Annotated in this window: 14 protein-coding genes and 1 pseudogene; 10 read left to right on the top strand and 5 right to left on the bottom strand. The window is 64.9% G+C overall.

What is annotated here, in order from left to right:
* Window positions 1-24 precede the first annotated feature (24 nt).
* Window positions 25-1,305, top strand: a complete 1,281-nt coding sequence (locus Q0316_RS06895; RefSeq protein ID WP_298670797.1) for a glycoside hydrolase family 130 protein — start codon at window positions 25-27, stop codon at window positions 1,303-1,305.
* A 12-nt stretch (window positions 1,306-1,317) separates the two neighbouring features.
* Here Q0316_RS06895 and Q0316_RS06890 read toward each other — a convergent pair whose 3' ends face one another.
* Window positions 1,318-3,279 carry an OPT family oligopeptide transporter gene (locus Q0316_RS06890; RefSeq protein WP_298670796.1) on the bottom strand — a complete coding sequence of 654 codons (1,962 nt, stop codon included), beginning with the start codon at window positions 3,277-3,279 and terminating at the stop codon, window positions 1,318-1,320.
* Between the two features lie 234 nt (window positions 3,280-3,513).
* On the opposite strand from Q0316_RS06890, the gene Q0316_RS06885 reads away from it, so the two are divergent.
* The gene (locus Q0316_RS06885; protein ID WP_298670795.1) at window positions 3,514-4,800 is read left to right on the top strand and encodes a homoserine dehydrogenase; all 1,287 of its coding nucleotides are present in this window, start codon (window positions 3,514-3,516) and stop codon (window positions 4,798-4,800) included.
* Window positions 4,801-4,807: 7 nt separating this feature from the next.
* On the opposite strand, the gene Q0316_RS06880 is transcribed toward Q0316_RS06885, so the two are convergent.
* The 3 genes and pseudogenes from Q0316_RS06880 to Q0316_RS06870 all read right to left on the bottom strand — a co-directional run bounded on the left by Q0316_RS06880 (window position 4,808) and on the right by Q0316_RS06870 (window position 6,749).
* A complete protein-coding gene (locus Q0316_RS06880; protein WP_298670794.1) occupies window positions 4,808-5,146 on the bottom strand; it encodes a DMT family protein in 339 nt (112 codons plus the stop codon).
* Between the two features lie 162 nt (window positions 5,147-5,308).
* A pseudogene (locus Q0316_RS06875) lies at window positions 5,309-5,458 on the bottom strand (DNA primase); the annotation flags it as partial.
* 61 nt (window positions 5,459-5,519) lie between these two features.
* Window positions 5,520-6,749, bottom strand: a complete 1,230-nt coding sequence (locus tag Q0316_RS06870) for a multidrug effflux MFS transporter (RefSeq protein WP_298670793.1) — start codon at window positions 6,747-6,749, stop codon at window positions 5,520-5,522.
* Between the two features lie 151 nt (window positions 6,750-6,900).
* Here Q0316_RS06870 and Q0316_RS06865 point away from each other — a divergent pair, with 151 nt between their 5' ends.
* Window positions 6,901-7,857 carry a 2-oxoglutarate and iron-dependent oxygenase domain-containing protein gene (locus tag Q0316_RS06865; RefSeq protein WP_298670792.1) on the top strand — a complete coding sequence of 319 codons (957 nt, stop codon included), beginning with the start codon at window positions 6,901-6,903 and terminating at the stop codon, window positions 7,855-7,857.
* Window positions 7,858-7,916: 59 nt separating this feature from the next.
* On the opposite strand, the gene Q0316_RS06860 is transcribed toward Q0316_RS06865, so the two are convergent.
* Window positions 7,917-8,336, bottom strand: coding sequence for a helix-turn-helix domain-containing protein (locus Q0316_RS06860; protein WP_298670908.1), 420 nt, complete (start codon window positions 8,334-8,336; stop codon window positions 7,917-7,919).
* A 191-nt stretch (window positions 8,337-8,527) separates the two neighbouring features.
* On the opposite strand from Q0316_RS06860, the gene Q0316_RS06855 reads away from it, so the two are divergent.
* From Q0316_RS06855 to Q0316_RS06825, 7 genes are all read left to right on the top strand, one after another.
* Entirely contained in the window at window positions 8,528-8,863 is a 336-nt protein-coding gene (locus Q0316_RS06855; protein ID WP_298670791.1) for a hypothetical protein, read from the top strand.
* 99 nt (window positions 8,864-8,962) lie between these two features.
* Window positions 8,963-11,068 carry a bifunctional (p)ppGpp synthetase/guanosine-3',5'-bis(diphosphate) 3'-pyrophosphohydrolase gene (locus tag Q0316_RS06850; protein WP_298670790.1) on the top strand — a complete coding sequence of 702 codons (2,106 nt, stop codon included), beginning with the start codon at window positions 8,963-8,965 and terminating at the stop codon, window positions 11,066-11,068.
* A gap of 171 nt (window positions 11,069-11,239) precedes the next feature.
* The gene (locus Q0316_RS06845; protein ID WP_298670789.1) at window positions 11,240-12,766 is read left to right on the top strand and encodes a peptidase S10; all 1,527 of its coding nucleotides are present in this window, start codon (window positions 11,240-11,242) and stop codon (window positions 12,764-12,766) included.
* Window positions 12,767-12,860: 94 nt separating this feature from the next.
* Window positions 12,861-14,663: a DUF885 family protein gene (locus Q0316_RS06840; RefSeq protein ID WP_298670788.1), complete on the top strand. Its 1,803-nt coding sequence runs from the start codon at window positions 12,861-12,863 to the stop codon at window positions 14,661-14,663.
* A 101-nt stretch (window positions 14,664-14,764) separates the two neighbouring features.
* Complete coding sequence (locus Q0316_RS06835; RefSeq protein WP_298670787.1) at window positions 14,765-15,775, top strand: glycosyltransferase family 2 protein; 1,011 nt, start codon at window positions 14,765-14,767, stop codon at window positions 15,773-15,775.
* Between the two features lie 107 nt (window positions 15,776-15,882).
* A complete protein-coding gene (locus tag Q0316_RS06830) occupies window positions 15,883-16,746 on the top strand; it encodes an RcnB family protein (protein ID WP_298670786.1) in 864 nt (287 codons plus the stop codon).
* Window positions 16,747-16,822: 76 nt separating this feature from the next.
* Window positions 16,823-17,506 carry a 2OG-Fe(II) oxygenase gene (locus Q0316_RS06825; RefSeq protein WP_298670785.1) on the top strand — a complete coding sequence of 228 codons (684 nt, stop codon included), beginning with the start codon at window positions 16,823-16,825 and terminating at the stop codon, window positions 17,504-17,506.
* Window positions 17,507-17,516: the final 10 nt, after the last annotated feature.

The following is a 17,516-nucleotide window of genomic DNA, read 5'->3' as shown; positions in this document are numbered from 1 at the left end:
GCTAGACGGCACGCGAGGCGGGTTTTGGAGATTTTCGACCACCGGCTGCGGCTCCATGCGGACCCATCGCGAGTCGTCGTGAGGCCATTTCATCTCGGCTGGCAGTCGAATGGATCGGGGGTCAGTCGTTCGCAGCGCCTGATCGGCGAAGTGCTGGAAATGACCGAGGCGGAGGCGAGCGGGCAGCTCGAAACCGTGCTCAAGGATTTCGAGGCGCGCCACTGGCAGACGCGGCGTGTGTTCATGACGCGCTATGATCGGATCGCGGCGCAGCATGGGCTGGACGGCAGCGCGATCAGCGATGTGAAGCGTCAGTTGATCGGGGCCTATTTCTGCCTCGAATACAGCTATGCCGCCGCCGCGCTGATGAACCCGAGCGTGGTGCCGCATTCCGATCAGAGCGGAATGCCGCGCGGGTCGCTGCGCATCGTCATGTCGCTGCGCGCGGTGGGGGAGGGGCATATCTCCTCGGTCGCCTTCCGCGAAGGGATCATCACCGCCAACCGGCAGTTGAAGCTTGCCCCCGAGCCGCCCTTTGCGACCGTGGCCGACGCGATCGGGGTGGATGAGGAGGAAGCGCCGACCGGCCCCGTCACCGTCTATCGCGATCGCGATTCGACGCTTTCGGGCACGGTGATCTTCCCGATTACCGAGGCGCAATCGAAGGGGCTGGAGGATCTGCGCCTCGTCAAGTTCACGCATAACGATGGCGAGGTGGAGTGGCTGGGCACCTATACCGCCTATAACGGATCGACCATCCAGTCGGAGTTGCTGCGAACGAAGGATTTCCGCGCGTTCGATCTGGTGCCGATGACCGGCACCGCGGCCCGCAACAAGGGCATCGCGCTGTTTCCCCGCAAGGTGGAGGGCGCCTATATGGCGATCGGGCGGCAGGATGGAGAAAATCTCTATCTCCTCAAGACCGATGACCTGACCCATTGGGACGATGGCGAACTGATCCTGAAGCCGGCGCAGCCGTGGGAATTGGTGCAGATCGGCAATTGCGGCGCGCCGATCGAGCTGGATGAGGGCTGGCTGCTGCTCACGCACGGCGTCGGCGCGATGCGCAAATATTCGATCGGCGCGGTGCTGCTCGACAAGCGCGATCCATCGAAGGTGCTTGGCCGGATGCAGCAGCCGCTCCTCGCCGCCGCCGATCAGGATCGCGAAGGCTATGTGCCGAACGTCGTCTATACCTGTGGCGCGATGAAGCTCGGGGACGTGCTGTTCATGCCTTATGGCATCGCGGACAGCTCGGTCGGCTTCGCGTTCGTCGATATCAAGGATCTGCTCGCGGCGATGTGAACGGCGCGGGCGTTATCGCCCGGCCAATGCCCGCGTCCTGCGATAGAGTAGCCAGACAAGCGCGACGAACAGCGCGGTTCCCCCGATCAGCGCCGCTGGCGCGAAGCCCGCGCCGACCACCGCCAATGGCGAATCCGTGTTGGTCGCCGCGACGATCCCGGCGAAGATCACGCCGAACAGGCTTTCGCCGACGATCATGCCGGTAGCGAGCAGCACGCCGAGCCGCTTAGTGCCCTCCGCATCCGCCTTCCGATCCGCCCAGCGATCATAGAGCCAGCCAAGCACCGATCCGATCGTCACCGGCAGGATCACCGCCATCGGCAGATAGATGCCGATGCCGATCGCCAGCGGCGGCAGGCGCAGCAGCTTCAGCCGGCCCAGCATTTCATCGAGCGCGATGAAGCCGATGCCGGCCAGCGCCCCCCAGCGCAGCATCGGCCAATTGAGATCGCCGCCGAGCACGCCCTTCGCCAGCGCGGAGATTAGCCCGGCCTGCGGTGCGGCAAGCGCCTGCGGCCCCGCGCCCGGCGCGCCGGCAAAGCCGAACGCGGTGTTGAGCAGATCGAGCACCACCGGCACCACCAGCGCGCCGAAGCACACGCCGATAATCAGCGCGACCTGCTGCTTCCACGGCGTCGCGCCGACGAGTTGGCCGGTCTTGAGATCCTGCAGATTGTCGTTCGAGATCGTCGCCACGCCGAATACGATGCCGGTGACGATCAGGGCATAAGCGATCAGTGCCTGCGCCGTGTCCGGCGGTGCGTTGCGCCCGAACAGCGCGACGAGCAACAGCGATGCGGCGAGGATCGAGAGGATGCCGATCGCCGAAACCGGCGAGTTCGAGGCCCCGATCAGCCCGGCCATATAGCCGCATACCGCCGCGATCAGCAGCCCGATCACGGCCACGAACAGCAGCGCGCCCGCGATCAGCAGCACGCCCGATGCCGCGAGCGGGCCGCCCGCGATCACGCTCCACAACAGGATGGCGATCGGCACCAGCATTGCCAGCGAAACGATGCCGACGATGCCGATCGGCAGATCGCGCTCGGTCAGCGGCAGCGCCTCGCCGCTTTGCCGCGCGCGGCTCGCGGCCAGCGCGGAGGTGACGCCGCCCACCACCGGGCGCGCGATCTTCACCAGGGTCCACACCGCCGCGACGCCGATCACGCCCGCGCCGAAGAAGCGCACATCGGCGCGAAACACCGCATTGGCCAGTTCCTCCGCGCTTCCGCCGATGCTGCTGTGTGCGGTGAGAAAGGGGAGCAGCACCCACCAGCCCGTCGCCATGCCGACAAGCTGCGCCATGCCGACCGACAGGCCCACGAGATGCCCAACGCCGAGCAGGGCGAACGAAAGCCCGCCCGAAATCCCGGTCGCACCCGCGCCGACGCGGAACCAGCGCGCGGATTCCGCCGCCGCCAGCTTCATCTGGGTGAGCAGCGCGAATCCGGCCGAGGCGAGGCTGCCCCAGATCAGCACCTTGAGGCCCTGCGCGCTGTCCGCCCCGCCATCACGCGCGCTTTCGCCCACTTCCAGCACCTCGGCGGCGGCGCGGCCCTCGGGATAGGGCAAGTCGGTATCGACCACCAATGCGCGGCGCAGTGGCACGGAGAACATCACGCCGAGAATGCCGCCTGTCGCGGTGATCGCAGCGGTGGTGATGAACGGAAAGCCGTGCCACCAGCCGACGATCACCAGGCCCGGCAACACGAAAATGATCGCCGCCAGCGTGCCCGCCGCGCTGGCGATCGTCTGGACGATGTTGTTTTCCAGGATCGAGCTGTCGGGAAAGGCGCGCAGCACCGCCATCGAAATCACCGCCGCCGGGATCGAGGTGGCGAAGGTAAGCCCCACCTTCAGCCCGAGATATACGTTGGCCGCGGTGAACAGCAGGGTGATAAGCCCGCCGAGCAGGATGCCGCGGATGGTCAGTTCGGCAACGCCCGCGCGTCGCCCGTCGGAAGGGGAAGTCATCGGCGATTACTAGGGGGCAATGCAAATCCGGGCAATGTCGCGCGCATCTGTTTCCTCACACGCCGTCATTCCCGCGAAGGCGGGAATCCAGATGCGCCGTCGTCGCGACTCTATCGCCAAGGCTGGCGTGAATGGATTCCCGCCTTCGCGGGAATGACGGCAAGGGGGCCGCCCACTTGTCCCGGCTCGCTTCGTGGCCCAAGAGCGCGCGCGACACTGATATAGGGAATCGACATGGCGAAAGCGTTGCGCGTGGCGTTGGCGGGGCTGGGTACGGTTGGATCGGGCGTGATCCGCGTGCTGGAGGCCAATCGCGCGCTGATCGAGCGCCGCGCCGGTCGCGCGATCGAGGTGGTCGCCGTCTCCGCGCGCGATCGCAACAAGGATCGCGGCATCGATATCTCTGGCTTCACCTGGGTGGACGATACCGTCGCGCTCGCCGATGCGGATGCGGATGTGGTGGTGGAACTGGTCGGCGGGGCGGACGGCCCGGCGCTGGCGCTCGCACGGGCGACGCTTGGGCATGGCAAGGCATTCGTCACCGCGAACAAGGCGATGCTCGCGCATCACGGGATGGAACTGGCCGAAGCCGCGGAGAAAAGCGGCGTGCCGCTGAAGTTCGAGGCGGCGGTGGCCGGCGGCATTCCGGTCATCAAGGGGCTGCGCGAAGGCGCTGCGGCGAACGAGATCGCGCGGGTGCAGGGCATCCTCAACGGCACCTGCAACTTCATCCTGTCGAAGATGGAGGCGGAGGGCCGCGATTTCGGGGAGGTGCTCGCCGAGGCGCAGGCGCTTGGCTATGCGGAGGCCGATCCCAGCTTCGACATCGACGGCGTGGACGCGGCGCACAAGCTGTCGATCCTCGCCAGCCTCGCATTCGGCACGCGCCCCGCGTTCGATGACGTGACGATCCGCGGCATCCGCCAGTTGATCGCGGGCGATATCGCGGAGGCCGCGGCGCTCGGCTATCGCATCCGCCTGATCGGTCAGGCCGAGCTTGGAGCGGGCGGGCTGTTCCAGCGCGTCCAGCCGCAACTCGTGCCGCAGGATCATCCGCTCGCGCATGTCACCGGCTCGACCAACGCGGTGGTGGCGGAGGGCAATTTCGTCGGCCGCCTGCTGTTCCAGGGTGCGGGCGCGGGCGACGGGCCGACCGCCAGCGCGGTGATCGCGGACCTGATTGATATCGCGCGCGGCGAATCCGGGCCGCCCTTCGCGATGCCGGTAGCCGCGCTGACGGACGCCGCCGCCGCCGATACCGGCGCACGCTGCGGCCGCTTCTATCTGCGTTTCATGGTTGCCGATCGTGTCGGCGTGCTGGCGGAGATCGCGGCGGCGATGCGCGATGCCGGCGTGTCGATCGAAAGCCTGATTCAGCGCGGGGCCAATCTCGATGGCAGCGCGTTGGTCGCCATCGTCACGCACGAAGTGTCCGAATCCGCGATCGCCGCCGCGCTGGAGCGGTTGCGCGGCTCGCAAAGCCTGGTCGGCGAGCCGATGTGGATGCCGATCCTTGGTTGATTGAGGATCAGGGCCGCCCGGCGAACATGAACAGGGCGGCCCCGATCAGGCAGGCGAACGCGCCCGCGTGCCGCCAGCTCAATTGCTCACCCAGCACCGTCACCGCGAACACGCCGAACACGATGAGCGTGATGATCTCCTGCGTTACCTTGAGTTGCCCGCCGCTCCAGCCGCTGGCGTAGCCGATGCGATTGGCCGGCACGGCGAGGCAATATTCGGCGAGCGCGACCCCCCAGCTAATCAGGATCACCAGCACCAGCGGCTTCGCCATGCCGCCCTTCAGATGCCAATACCAGGCGATCGTCATGAAACAGTTGGAGAGGATCAGCAGCGCAATCGTCGGCATTGATGCCCCCGGTCAGCGGTCCCCGGCGCCAATAGCCGCGCATCCCCCGCTTGCGGCAGCGATACACCGCCGCTGGCCGCGCGCAACAACGTGTCAGCGATCGCCTTTCCGTCTTTCGCGGATGGGGCGCAGGCCGTCGTTGTCCGGGTCCAGATCGAGATCGAGATCGGGGGCAAGATCGGTGATGATCGTCCCGTCGCTCGGCCCCTCGTGCGTTGCCTCGATGATTTCCGCGCGCTGGCTCTCGTCATAGCCGTCCGCGTCAAAGCCGTCGTCCCCGGAACCCTGGCCCGGCACCCGATGTCCGCCCATGCCCTTTTCTCCTCTCACCAATCCGAACCCGCACCGGCGCGCAGGGTTCCAGTGGAGCGGTTCAGAGCGGGTGGAACAGGCGCCCGCGCTCGGTGATCGCGACGATCGCCAGTGCGAACAGCGCCGCGATCAGGAATCCGGCGGTCAGCGGCATCGTCGTCCCGTTGAAGGCATGGCCGATCAACGAGCCGAGCGCGGAGCCGAAGGTGAGGCTGACGAATCCCTGAACGCTCGAAGCCATGCCGGCGATATGCCCCATCTTCTCCATCGCCATCGCGGAGAAATTGGAGCTTGAAAGCGCGAAGCACCCCAGCGTGATCGCCTGAAGCGTGGCGAAGATCGTCACCGTCTCATAGCCGGTCGCCGCGATCGCCAGATGCAGCGCGGTGCACAGGATCATCACGCAGATCGCGCTATGGCTGATGCGCCGCGTGCCGAGGCGCATCACGAGGCGCGCGTTGAACAGGTTCGCCACCAGCATCGTGCCCGCGCTCGTGGCGAAGATCACCATCAGGAGCTTAGGGGAATCGAAGGTGATCGCCATGATCGGTTCGATCGAGCCGAGATAGCCGTAAAGTGCCGCGGTCAGCCCGGTGGTGGCAAGCGTGTAACCCAGCGAATAGCGATCGCCAAAGGTGGTGCGCCAGCCATCAAGGATCGTCGCGACGCGGATTTCGTGGCGATCTTCCGGCAGCATGGTTTCGGGCATTCGCACCGCCACCCATATCATCACCAGCAGCGCCAGCCCGGCGACGATCCAGAACATCGTTCGCCAAGTTCCGATCAGCAGGATCGCGGTGCCGAAGGCGGGGGCGATGATCGGCACCGCCATGAACACCATCACCGCCAGCGACATGATCTGCGCCATCGCGCGCCCGGCATAACAATCGCGCACCATCGCGACGGTGGCGACGCGCGATCCGGCGATCGCCAGCCCGCCAACGAAGCGCGAGGCGAGCAGCAGCGGGAAACTCGCCGAAACCGCCGCGAGCACATTCATCAGCGCATAGGCCGCCAGCGCCCCGATCAGCATCCGCCGCCGCCCGAAACGATCGACCAGCGGCCCGTGGAAAATCTGGCCCGCGCCGAAGCCGATGCCGAAAATCGTGATGACGAACTGATGGTTGTTGGGATTGGCGACATGCAGCGAATGGCCGATATCCGGCAGCGCGGGCAGCATGGTATCAATGCCGAGCGCGCCCATCGCCATGAGTGCGGCGACCAGGGCGACGAATTCGCCGAACGGTATCGGCGCGCCGCGCGGCGTGTCCTGGGATGACGATGTTGCCATGGCGGGGCGTTACCGGCGCGGGCGGGCCAAGTCACCCCCTTGGCGTGATGTTCCGGATGCCGCTTGTTGATCGCGAGTGATCGCGATCAGCCCTAGCGGCGCCAGAGGCGAGGGGGTATGCAGATCGTTTCCAGTTTCACGGACCCGATAGATGCTCGATACGCCGCTGGCCCAGGTGCCGACGCTCAGCCTGAACGATCAGGCAACCGACCCGATCGCCTTCGCCGCCGCGCTTGGCGGATCATTCGAACGCTTCGGTTTCGCGATCGTTGCCGATCACGGTATTCCCGAGGAACTGATCGACCGCGCCTGGCGCGAGACAGAGGCGCTTTTCGCGCTGCCGGATGCGGAGAAGCGCGGTTATTTCGTGCCCGGTGGCGGCGGTGCGCGGGGGTATACCCCGTTCAAAACCGAGATCGCGAAGGACGCCCGGCACGTCGATCTGAAGGAATTCTGGCATGTCGGGCGCGAATTGCCCGCCGGGCATCGCTTTGCCGGTGAAATGGCGCCCAATATCTGGCCGGCGCGCCCGGAGGGATTCCGGGGCACCTTCCTCGAATTGTTCACCGCTTTCGATCGCGCGGGCGATCGCCTGCTCTCCGCGATCGCACGCCATCTGAGGCTCGCGCCCGACTGGTTCGATCCCGCGGTCGCCGATGGCAACAGCGTGCTGCGTCTGCTGCATTATCCGCCGATCCCCGCCGATGCGGAGGGGGTGCGCGCGGGCGCGCATGAGGATATCAACCTCATCACCCTGTTGCTCGGCGCGGAGGAAGCGGGGCTGGAGTTGCTCGATCGCGATTCGGGGCGCTGGCTGGCGATCAAGCCGCCAGCGGGGGCGATGGTCGTCAATGTCGGAGACATGCTGCAGCGGCTGACCAATCACGTCCTGCCGTCCACCACCCACCGCGTCGTCAATCCGCCGCCCGAGCGGCGCGGGCATTCGCGCTATTCGATGCCGTTTTTCCTGCACCCGGCGCCGGATTTCCTGATCGAGACGCTGCCCGGCTGCATCGCGCCAGACAATGCGAACCGCTATCCCACGCCGATCACCGCGCATGATTATCTGCACGAACGGCTGGTGGAGATCGGCCTCATCAAGAAATAATCACGCGGCATCGGGGCTGATCGAAGCCGGCCCCGATGCTTGTTCGCTGATTTGCGGTATTATTCCGCGGCGGCGGCGAGCGGCGTGTCGGCCACGTCGCTTGGCAGCGCCCAGTGCAGATCGCCCTTGCCGAGCAGGCGGCCATCGTGGCTGAGCACCGCGATCTGCTGGATCGGGCGATTGTCGCGCGAGTCGACGAGGATCGGAAAAGCCGGCACGCCGGTTTCCCAACGCTCGCCCCATTGCCGCAGTGCAACCATGGTCGGCAGCAGCGCGTGTCCCTTTTCGGTCAGGCAATATTGAATCTTGCGCCGATCCTCCGGCAGCGATTCCCGCTCCATGATCCCGTGCTCAACGAAGCGCGCCAGCCGGTTGGCAAGAATGTTGCGCGCGATGCCGAGTTCCGACTGGAATTCCTCAAAATGGTGCAGCCCATTGAAAGCAGCGCGTAAAATGAGAAACGCCCATCGTTCGCCCATTGTTTCCAGCGCCGCAGGGAGGCTGCATTCCGTCAGGCGTTCGCGCAATTTCTCCAATTGTACGCTCCTTGCTGTGGCGCGCATCCTAAACGAGGGCGATGCGTCACCGAACTAAATTATCAGTTGCCACTTGCAACTCGCACTTGCAATAAGTAAGTGGCACCTCGCAACTTATTTTGCGAGGCAACAACATGATTCGCTCGATGATCGCCGCCGCTCTCACCTCCGCCGCGCTTCTCGGGGCGAGCGGTGCTTCGGCGCAGACCGCCGGCGGGTATTTCACCGCCACCCCCGTCGCTCCGGCGACCAAGGATATCGTGATGACGCGCGATACGCCGTGGAACCTGCGTGATGGCGTTTACGTCACCGGCAAGGCGCCGCTGCGTGAGATGGTCGCGTGCCAGATGATGGCGCGCACCGTTGGCGCGCTCTCCGCCTTCGCCGTCGAGGGCAAGGCGTTTGACGGTGCCGCGCTCGGCGAATGCAACAGCAAGGCGAAGGGCGGTAAGGCCCCAGCCGCCAACTAAGCAATAAATCGAACGAGAAAAATGGTCCTCCCGCCGTCCGCCACGGCGGGAGGACCATTTTTGTTGCAAAGCAATAGGGGAAAGCGGCATCGTGTGACGGTGCTGAGACAGTATGAGTTGATAGATCGGGTTCTTGCGTATGACCCGAATGCCGACGAGGCGCTGCTTAACCGCGCCTATGTTTTTTCGGTCAACGCCCATGGCACCCAGAAGCGCGCGTCGGGCGATCCCTATTTCAGCCACCCGATCGAGGTGGCCGGCATCCTGACCGAGCTGAATCTCGACGACGAAACGATCGCCACCGCGATCCTGCACGATACGGTGGAGGATACGGTCGCCACATCCGAGCAGATCCGGCAATTGTTCGGAGACAATGTCGCCCGGCTGGTTGATGGCGTGACCAAGCTCTCCAAGATCGAGGCGCAGACCGAGAACGAGCGCGCGGCGGAGAATCTGCGCAAGTTCCTGCTCGCCATGTCGGGCGATATCCGCGTGCTGCTGGTGAAGCTGGCGGACCGGCTGCACAATATGCGCACGCTTCATCACATCGCGAAACCGGAAAAGCGCCGGCGCATCGCGCGCGAGACGATGGATATCTATGCCCCGCTCGCCGAGCGGATCGGCATGTATGAGTTCATGAAGGAGATGCAGACGCTCGCCTTCCAGCAACTCGAACCCGAAGCATATGAATCGATCACGCGGCGGCTGGAGCAACTGAAATCCGGCGGTGGCGATCGGATCGCGAAGATCGGTTCTGGGCTGAAGACATTGCTGTCGCGCCATGGCATCCAGGCCGAGATTTCCGGGCGCGAGAAGCATCCCTATTCGATCTGGCGCAAGATGCAGGAACGCCACATCAGCTTCGAACAGCTTTCCGACATCATGGCGTTTCGCGCGATCGTGCCCGCGGTGGAGGATTGCTATGCCGCGCTCGGCCAGATCCACCGCCGCTGGCCGGCGGTGCCGGGGCGGTTCAAGGATTATATCTCCACGCCGAAGCGCAACGGCTATCGCTCGCTGCACACCACGATCATGCAGGCGGAAAACCAGCGCGTCGAAATCCAGATCCGCACCGAGGAAATGCACGCCGAAGCGGAATACGGCTTAGCCGCGCACTGGGCGTACAAGCAGGACATGAAGGTTCGGCCGGAGACCCAGCAGAACTGGATCGCCGATCTCGTCGAGATCCTCGACAATGCCGCGACGCCCGAGGAACTGCTCGAACATACGCGGATGGCGATGTATCAGGATCGCATCTTCGCCTTTTCGCCGAAGGGCGAACTGATCCAATTACCCAAGGGGGCAACGCCGATAGATTTCGCCTACGCGGTTCACACCGATCTCGGCGATCAGGCGGTGGGCGCGAAGATCAATGGCCGCGTCGTGCCGCTGCGCACCGAGATTCATAACGGCGATCAGGTGCAGGTGCTGCGCTCCAAGGCGCAGACCCCGCAACCGAACTGGCTGAATTTCGCGATCACGGGCAAGGCGCTGGCGGCGATTCGCCGCCACCTCCGGCTGGTCGAACGCGAGCAGACCGTCACGCTCGGGCGCAAGCTTTACGATGAAATCGTCACCCGTCTGCCCGCGCCGCTCGCCGCCGGGGCGCTGGACGAAGGCGTGAAGCGGCTGAAGTTCGCGGACGAAACCCAGTTTCTCACCGCGATCGCGCGCCGCACCCTGACCGACGCGCAGGTGATGGAGGCGCTGATGCCGGGATCGGCCGGCGCCGATGTTGCCCATGCGCCGCCGCAATCCCACGCCATCTCAATCGAGGGGCTGGCGCCGGGCGTCGCCTACGAACTCGCCACCTGCTGTCATCCGGTGCCGGGGGATCGCATCGTCGGGCTGCGGCGGCCCGATGCCTCGATCGAAGTTCATACGATTGATTGCCGCACGTTGGGCGAACTGGCCGAGCGGACCGATGAGGAAACCGACTGGATTGATGTTCAATGGGGCACCAAGACCCAGGGCGCGGTGGCGCGGATCACGGTCGAGGTGCGCAACGAGCCCGGCGCGCTGGGCGTGATCGCCACGATCATCGGGCAACACAAGGCGAACATTATCAACCTGCGGCTCGACAGCCGCGATACCGGCATCCACACCAACACGATCGACGTGGAAGTGCATGACGCGCATCAGTTGATGCGGCTGCTGGCCGGATTGCGCGCGGCGGATGCGGTGGCGGGCGCCGAGCGCGCCTGAGCCGGCGCGATCGCTTGCTCCAACGCTATCAACATCTTGCGATCGCGCGGGCGCTGGGCGAATAAACCCCCATCACCAATCAAAAAGGGGGGCTCTGCCTTGCTGGTACGTGCCATCGCAATTCTTCTTGCCACATCCTCGGTCGCGGTAGTCGCGCAGGATATCAAGCCTGTGGACAAAGCCGGGAAGGGGGCGCCGCTCTCTCACGCCGAACTGGCGAAGCAGGAGGTGGAATCCGCTTACGCCAATGCGCCGGTGCAGGAGCGTGAGGAGCGTTCGAAGGGGAGTGTCGCGGTCGCGGGGCGGACGCTCGCCTACACCGCCACCGCCGGCACGCTGACGATCCGCGATACCGAAGGCAAGCCGACCGGCTCGATGTTCTACACGGCCTATACGCTGGATGGCACCAAGCCCGGCACCAAGCGGCCGATCACCTTCCTGTACAACGGCGGCCCCGGCAGCCCGAGCTTCTGGCTGCATATGGGATCGTTCGCCCCGGTGCGGCTGCGCACTGGCGATCCGGTGTTCATGCGCCCGGCGCCGTTCGATTTCGGCCCGAATCCGGATACTTTGCTCGACAAGACCGATCTGGTGTTCCTCGATGCGATGGGCGCCGGCTATTCGCGCGCACTGGGCGAAACCAAGCCGAGCCATTTCTACGGCGTGGATGAGGATGTGGACGCGTTTGCCCGCGCGATCATCCGCTATGTGAGCAAGAACGGCCGCTGGAACAGCCCGAAATTCATCCTGGGCGAAAGCTATGGCACCACGCGTTCGGGGGCGCTTGCCTATCAGCTTCAGGATCGCGGGATGGCGCTGAACGGCGTGGTGCTGCTGTCGTCGATCATGAACTACGGCTATCGCCAGCCGGGGCTGGATCAGGTCTATCTCAATTATCTGCCGAGCTATGCGGCGACCGCTTGGTATCACAACCGCATCCAGAATCGCCCGGCGGACGTGTCGACGATCGTTGAGCAGGCGCGCGCCTTCGCGGTCGGCCCCTATGCGAGCGCGCTCGCCAAGGGGCAGTCGATCTCCGATGCGGAGCGCGATCAGGTGGCGAACCAGATGAGCCAGCTCATCGGCCTGTCGCCGGAGTTTATCAAGCGTGCCAATCTGCGCATTGATCTGCCGCGCTTTCAGAAGGAATTGCTGCGCGATCGCCGCGAGCGGGTTGGCCGGTTCGATTCGCGCTATGTCGGCGTGGATGCGGATGCGGCGGGTGAGCGCCCGGATTCCGATGCCTCCTCCGATGCCATTTCGGGCGCGTTCATCGGCACGTTCCACGAATATCTGAGCAACACGCTCGGCTACAAGACCGATATGCAATATCGCCTGTCCGCGCGCGATGCGGCGGGCTTCGACTGGAACTGGAAGCACAAGGCGCCGGGCGGCGGCTTTTCCGCGCAGCAGAACAACCCGAATACCGCGGTCGATCTCGCCTTTGCGATGCGCGACAATCCGCATCTCAAGGTGCTGTCGATGAACGGCTGGTACGATATGGCGACGCCGTTCTTCGGCACCGAATATGATCTGGGGCACATGATGCTGGAGCCGGCGCAGGCGAAGAACCTGTCGTTCACTTATTATCCCGCCGGGCACATGACCTATCTGAACCCCGAGGCGCTGCGCGAGATGCGGCGCGATCTGGTCAAATGGTATGATAGCGCGCTCGCCGGTTCGGGCGCCGCCAACTGATCGACCGATGATGGCGCACAGGTGTATTATGTTGTTGCCACACCTGTGCGCCGCGTTACGATGATCCATCACCCAGATAAAAAAGGGGCAACAGATGGATCGTCGTACATTCCTTACCTCGTCTTCCGCAGCATCCGCGATTGCGCTGATGCCGGGCGCCTTGCGTGCGCAGGCGCCCGCGGGCGATGCGAAGCTCAACGCCACATTCGATCGGATCATGGCGGATACGCTCCGCGAGCAGCCCACGCTCGCCACCGTGCTCGGCATGGACAAGGGCGCGAATGCCGCACTGAAGCACAAGCTGGAGGACAATTCCGCCGCTGGCCGCATCAAGGGGCAACTGACGCTCCACCAGGCGATCCGCGACGTTACCGCCGTTGCGCCCGAATCGCTTTCGCCCGGCGCCCGGCTCGATCGCGAAGTGGTGCTCTATTCGCTTAACGCGCGTGCGATCCCGATCGACAAATTCGGGCTGAATTCAGTGCAGCGCCCGTATCTGATCTTCCAGCAGGGCGGTGTTTATTTCGAGACGCCCGATTTCCTGAACGCCTCCCACACGATCACCGATGCGGAGGATTGCGGCGCCTATCTCGATCGCCTCGCCGCGATGGCGACCGCGCTCGATAACGAGACGGTGCAGCAGAAGAAGGAGGCCGCGCGCGGCTATGTCGCGCCGGGTTGGTCGCTCGATCTTACGCTGGGGCAGATGGCGAAGCTGCGCGATCCGTCGGCGGCACAAAACGGCCTGACGCAATCGCTCGTCACGCGCGCCGCAAAGGCGAATATCGCGGGGGACTGGCAGGCGAAGGCCAGCGCGATCGTCGAGAAGCAGATTTATCCCGCGCTCGATCGGCAGATCGCGCTTATCAGGGAATTGCGCGCGAAGGGCCGCACCGACGACGGCTTATGGGCGGTGCCGAAGGGCGATGAAATCTACGCCGCCGCGCTCGCCGAATCGACCACCACCAATCTCACCCCGGATGAAGTTCATCACATGGGGCTGGAGCAGGTCGCGTCGATCACCGCCGAGCTGGATACGATCCTGAAAGCGAACGGGCTGACGCAAGGCTCGGTCGCGGATCGGCTCAACGCGCTCAACGTGCGGCCCGATCAGCTTTATCCCGATAGCGATGCCGGGCGCGCGCAACTGATCCGCGATCTGAACGCGGGCAATGCCGCGATGACGGCGAAGCTTGGCCGGCTCGTCAACAATCCGCCCAACGCACCGCTTGAGATTCGCCGCGTGCCGATCGAGATTCAGGATGGCGCATCGAACGGCTATTATTATCTCGCCGCGCTCGATGGATCGCGTCCGGCGATCTACTGGATCAACCTCAAGAGCGTTGGCGACTGGCCGAAATATTCGCTGCCGAGCCTGACCTATCACGAAGGCGTGCCGGGCCATCACCTGCAACTCACCATCGCGCAGCAGGCGAAGACGCCGCTGCTGCGCAAGCTGGCCTTCTTCAACGCTTATTCCGAAGGCTGGGCGCTTTATGCCGAAAGTCTGGCGGACGAGGTGCATGGCTATGCCACGCCGCTGGACCGCGCGGGTTTCCTGCAAAGCTATCTGTTCCGTGCCGCCCGGCTGGTGATCGACACCGGCATCCACACCAGGAAATGGGACCGCGCAAAGGCGACCGATTATATGGTGCGGACGGTGGGCTTCGCGCAGCCGCGTTCGCAGCGCGAGATCGAGCGTTATTGCACCCAGCCGGGACAGGCGTGCAGCTACAAGGTCGGCCATGCTGCCTGGGTGCGCGCGCGTGAGAAGGCCATGGCGATCCAGGGCGCGAAATTCGATGAGCGGAATTTCCACGATATCCTGCAGGCCGGCGCCATGCCGCTGACCATATTGGAACGGATGGTGGAGGAACGCGCCCGCGCCAGCGCGTGATCTGCGAAGCGGGAAGGGGCGTCGCGCTATTGGCGCTCCTTCCCGCAACCCGCGCGAACAATCTGGTGATTTCCGCCCGGCTAGCCGATAAGGGCGTCGCCATGCATCGTCCCCAGCTTTCCGTCGTGATCCCCTGCTACAACGAGGCGGCGACCTTGCCGTTGCTCCATGAACGCGTGTCCGCCGCTGCAAAAGCGGTGGTGGGCGACGATCATGAGATCGTGCTCGTGAACGATGGCTCGCGCGACAATAGCTGGGCGATCATGCGGCAACTGGCGGCGGCTGATCCACGCGTCGTTGCGATCAACCTTTCGCGGAATCACGGCCATCAACTTGCGCTCACGGCGGGGCTGGATCTGTGCGGTGGCGAGCAGATCCTGATCCTCGACGCCGATTTGCAGGATCCGCCCGAATTGCTGGGCGAAATGCGCGAGGCGATGGCGCGCGAGGAAGCCGATGTGGTCTATGCCGTGCGCCGCCGCCGCGAGGGCGAAACGCTGTTCAAGAAGGCGACCGCCTCGATCTTCTATCGCGTGCTCGATCGCGTGACGGATACGCCGATCCCGCTCGACACCGGCGATTTCCGCCTGATGACGCGCCGCGCGCTCGATGCGTTCCTGTCGCTGCCGGAACAGGCGCGGTTCATTCGCGGGATGGTGGCGTGGATCGGGTTCCGGCAGGTGCCGTTCCCATACGATCGCGCCGAGCGCCACGCGGGCGAGACGAACTACCCCTTGTCGAAGATGCTGCGGCTGGCGTTCGATGCGGTGACCGGCTTTTCCACCGCACCGCTGCGCTTCGCCAGCCATGCCTCGGTGGCGCTGGCGGGGGCGTCGTTGCTGCTGCTCGTCTATATCGCCTGGGGTTATTTCGAGGGCAGCCCGGTGCAGGGCTGGACCTCCACCATGCTGGTGGTGACGGTGCTCAGCGCGGCGCAGATGTTCGTGCTGGGCATGATCGGCGAATATCTCGGGCGGCTCTATATCGAATCGAAGCGGCGCCCGCTGTATCTGGTGGCCGATATCGCCGGGCCGGTCAGCGCGCGCGCATCGCTTGGCTATCTGGCCGATCAGCGCGGGGAGGGCGATCCGCCGCCCCCCGCACGGCCCTGATTCTTTCAATAGCCTTACAGACCGGTTCAGCACACATTCGCCACGATTCGGCCAAAGCGGCAATATCATCAGGGCCGGCTTGAGCGCCGGCGGCGGAGTGACCGGGAATGAGGAAGTTGATTTCGGTAACGCTGATGGCCGCGGCCTCGCTGCTGCCGCTGTCGGCATTCGCGCAAGAGGGGTGGCAGCGCGGCGATCGCGGCAGCGCCGATCGTGGCGAACGACCCCGGCATCAGGCCCCGGCCGCGAATCCGCAGGCGCAGGCGCCGCAAGCCCAGCAACGCCCGCAATGGGGCGGTGGCGATCGCGGCCAGATGCAGCAACGTCCGCCGTGGAACGGTGGTGGTCGCGGTGAGGCACAGCGCCCGCAATGGAACGGTGGCGATCGCGATCAGGCCCAGCGCCCGCAGCGTCAGCCGGGCGGCCAGCCCGGTGGCTGGCAGCGCCCCGATATGTCGCAGGGCGGCAACTGGGCCGGGCGTGACCCGTCGCACGGTGGCGCGCGCGAACCGGGGCGCCCCGGCGGCTGGCAACAGGCGCGGCCGGACGGCGATCGCGGGCCGAACTGGCAGGATCGCGGCCAGTATAACCGCGATCCGCGCCGCGACTGGAGCGATCGGCGCTACGATCGCGGCGATCGCTACGCGCGTGACAATGGCCGGTGGAACCGGGATTGGCGGCGCGACAGGCGCTATGACTGGAGCGACTATCGCTATCGGAACCGTCAGGCGTTCCGCCTGCCCCGTTATTACGCGCCCTACGGCTGGAGCTACGGCTATCGCCGCTTTTCAGTCGGCATGACGCTGTCGAGCATCTTGTTCGCGCAGAATTACTGGATCGACGATCCGTGGAGCTATCGCCTGCCCGAGGTGTACGGCCCGTATCGCTGGGTGCGTTATTACGACGATGCCCTGCTGGTCGACATCTATACCGGCCAGGTGGTGGACGTGATCCACGACATCTTCTGGTAAGCCAAGGCAATGCGGGCGCCGTTTTCGATCGGCGCCCGCTTGTCATTCGGGGCGGGCCGCGCAAAGTGGGCGGGAGATGAAGACGAACCCCGGACTTCCCGCGCAACCTTCCCCGGTGCGGCGCTTTATCGGCGAGCAGGTGCAGGCGCGGCTCGATGCGAACCCGCGAATGGAGCGGCTGCCGAGTGATCTTGCCGTCGTCTATCGCTGCCGTGATTATCTTGATGCAAAGCAATGTGCCGCGCTGATCGCGCTGATCGACGCCAATCGTCGTCCTTCGACGCTGTTATCCGGCAGCGGCAATTCCGAATACCGGACCAGCGAAAGCTGCGATCTCGATCGCTGGTCTCCGGCGATACGCGAGATTGACGAGGGGGTGGCGGCATTGCTGGGCATCGCGCCCGAAAATGGCGAAACGCTGCAAGGCCAGCGTTATGCGATCGGCCAGCATTTCCGCCCGCATCACGATTATTTCAACGAGGGTGAAAGTTACTGGCCGCGCATGAAGGCGACCGGCGGGCATCGCACATGGACGGCGATGATCTACCTGAACGATGTGGCGGAAGGCGGCGCGACCTGGTTTCCGCAAGCCGGGCTGCGGGTGGCGCCGAAACGCGGATTGTTGCTGGCGTGGAACAACATGAACGCCGATGGGGCGGCGAACGACGCGACGCTGCACGAAGGATCGGCGGTGACGGAGGGCGTCAAATATATCGTCACCAAATGGTTTCGCGAAGGCGCATGGGTGAAATCCGGCTGATCGCACCCGG

The sequence above is a fragment of the uncultured Sphingomonas sp. genome (genome assembly GCF_937871615.1).
Taxonomy (GTDB): domain Bacteria; phylum Pseudomonadota; class Alphaproteobacteria; order Sphingomonadales; family Sphingomonadaceae; genus Sphingomonas.
Note: the sequence above shows the minus strand (reverse complement) of the source record. Positions and strands in the feature narration are given on the sequence as shown.

Coding starts and splice junctions, on each gene's coding strand:
- Q0316_RS06890 (WP_298670796.1), bottom strand. CDS start 3,279: ATGACTTCCCCTTCCGACGGGCGACGCGCGGGCGTTGCCGAACTGACC.
- Q0316_RS06885 (WP_298670795.1), top strand. CDS start 3,514: ATGGCGAAAGCGTTGCGCGTGGCGTTGGCGGGGCTGGGTACGGTTGGA.
- Q0316_RS06880 (WP_298670794.1), bottom strand. CDS start 5,146: ATGCCGACGATTGCGCTGCTGATCCTCTCCAACTGTTTCATGACGATC.
- Q0316_RS06870 (WP_298670793.1), bottom strand. CDS start 6,749: ATGGCAACATCGTCATCCCAGGACACGCCGCGCGGCGCGCCGATACCG.
- Q0316_RS06865 (WP_298670792.1), top strand. CDS start 6,901: ATGCTCGATACGCCGCTGGCCCAGGTGCCGACGCTCAGCCTGAACGAT.
- Q0316_RS06860 (WP_298670908.1), bottom strand. CDS start 8,336: ATGGGCGAACGATGGGCGTTTCTCATTTTACGCGCTGCTTTCAATGGG.
- Q0316_RS06855 (WP_298670791.1), top strand. CDS start 8,528: ATGATTCGCTCGATGATCGCCGCCGCTCTCACCTCCGCCGCGCTTCTC.
- Q0316_RS06840 (WP_298670788.1), top strand. CDS start 12,861: ATGGATCGTCGTACATTCCTTACCTCGTCTTCCGCAGCATCCGCGATT.
- Q0316_RS06835 (WP_298670787.1), top strand. CDS start 14,765: ATGCATCGTCCCCAGCTTTCCGTCGTGATCCCCTGCTACAACGAGGCG.
- Q0316_RS06830 (WP_298670786.1), top strand. CDS start 15,883: ATGAGGAAGTTGATTTCGGTAACGCTGATGGCCGCGGCCTCGCTGCTG.
- Q0316_RS06825 (WP_298670785.1), top strand. CDS start 16,823: ATGAAGACGAACCCCGGACTTCCCGCGCAACCTTCCCCGGTGCGGCGC.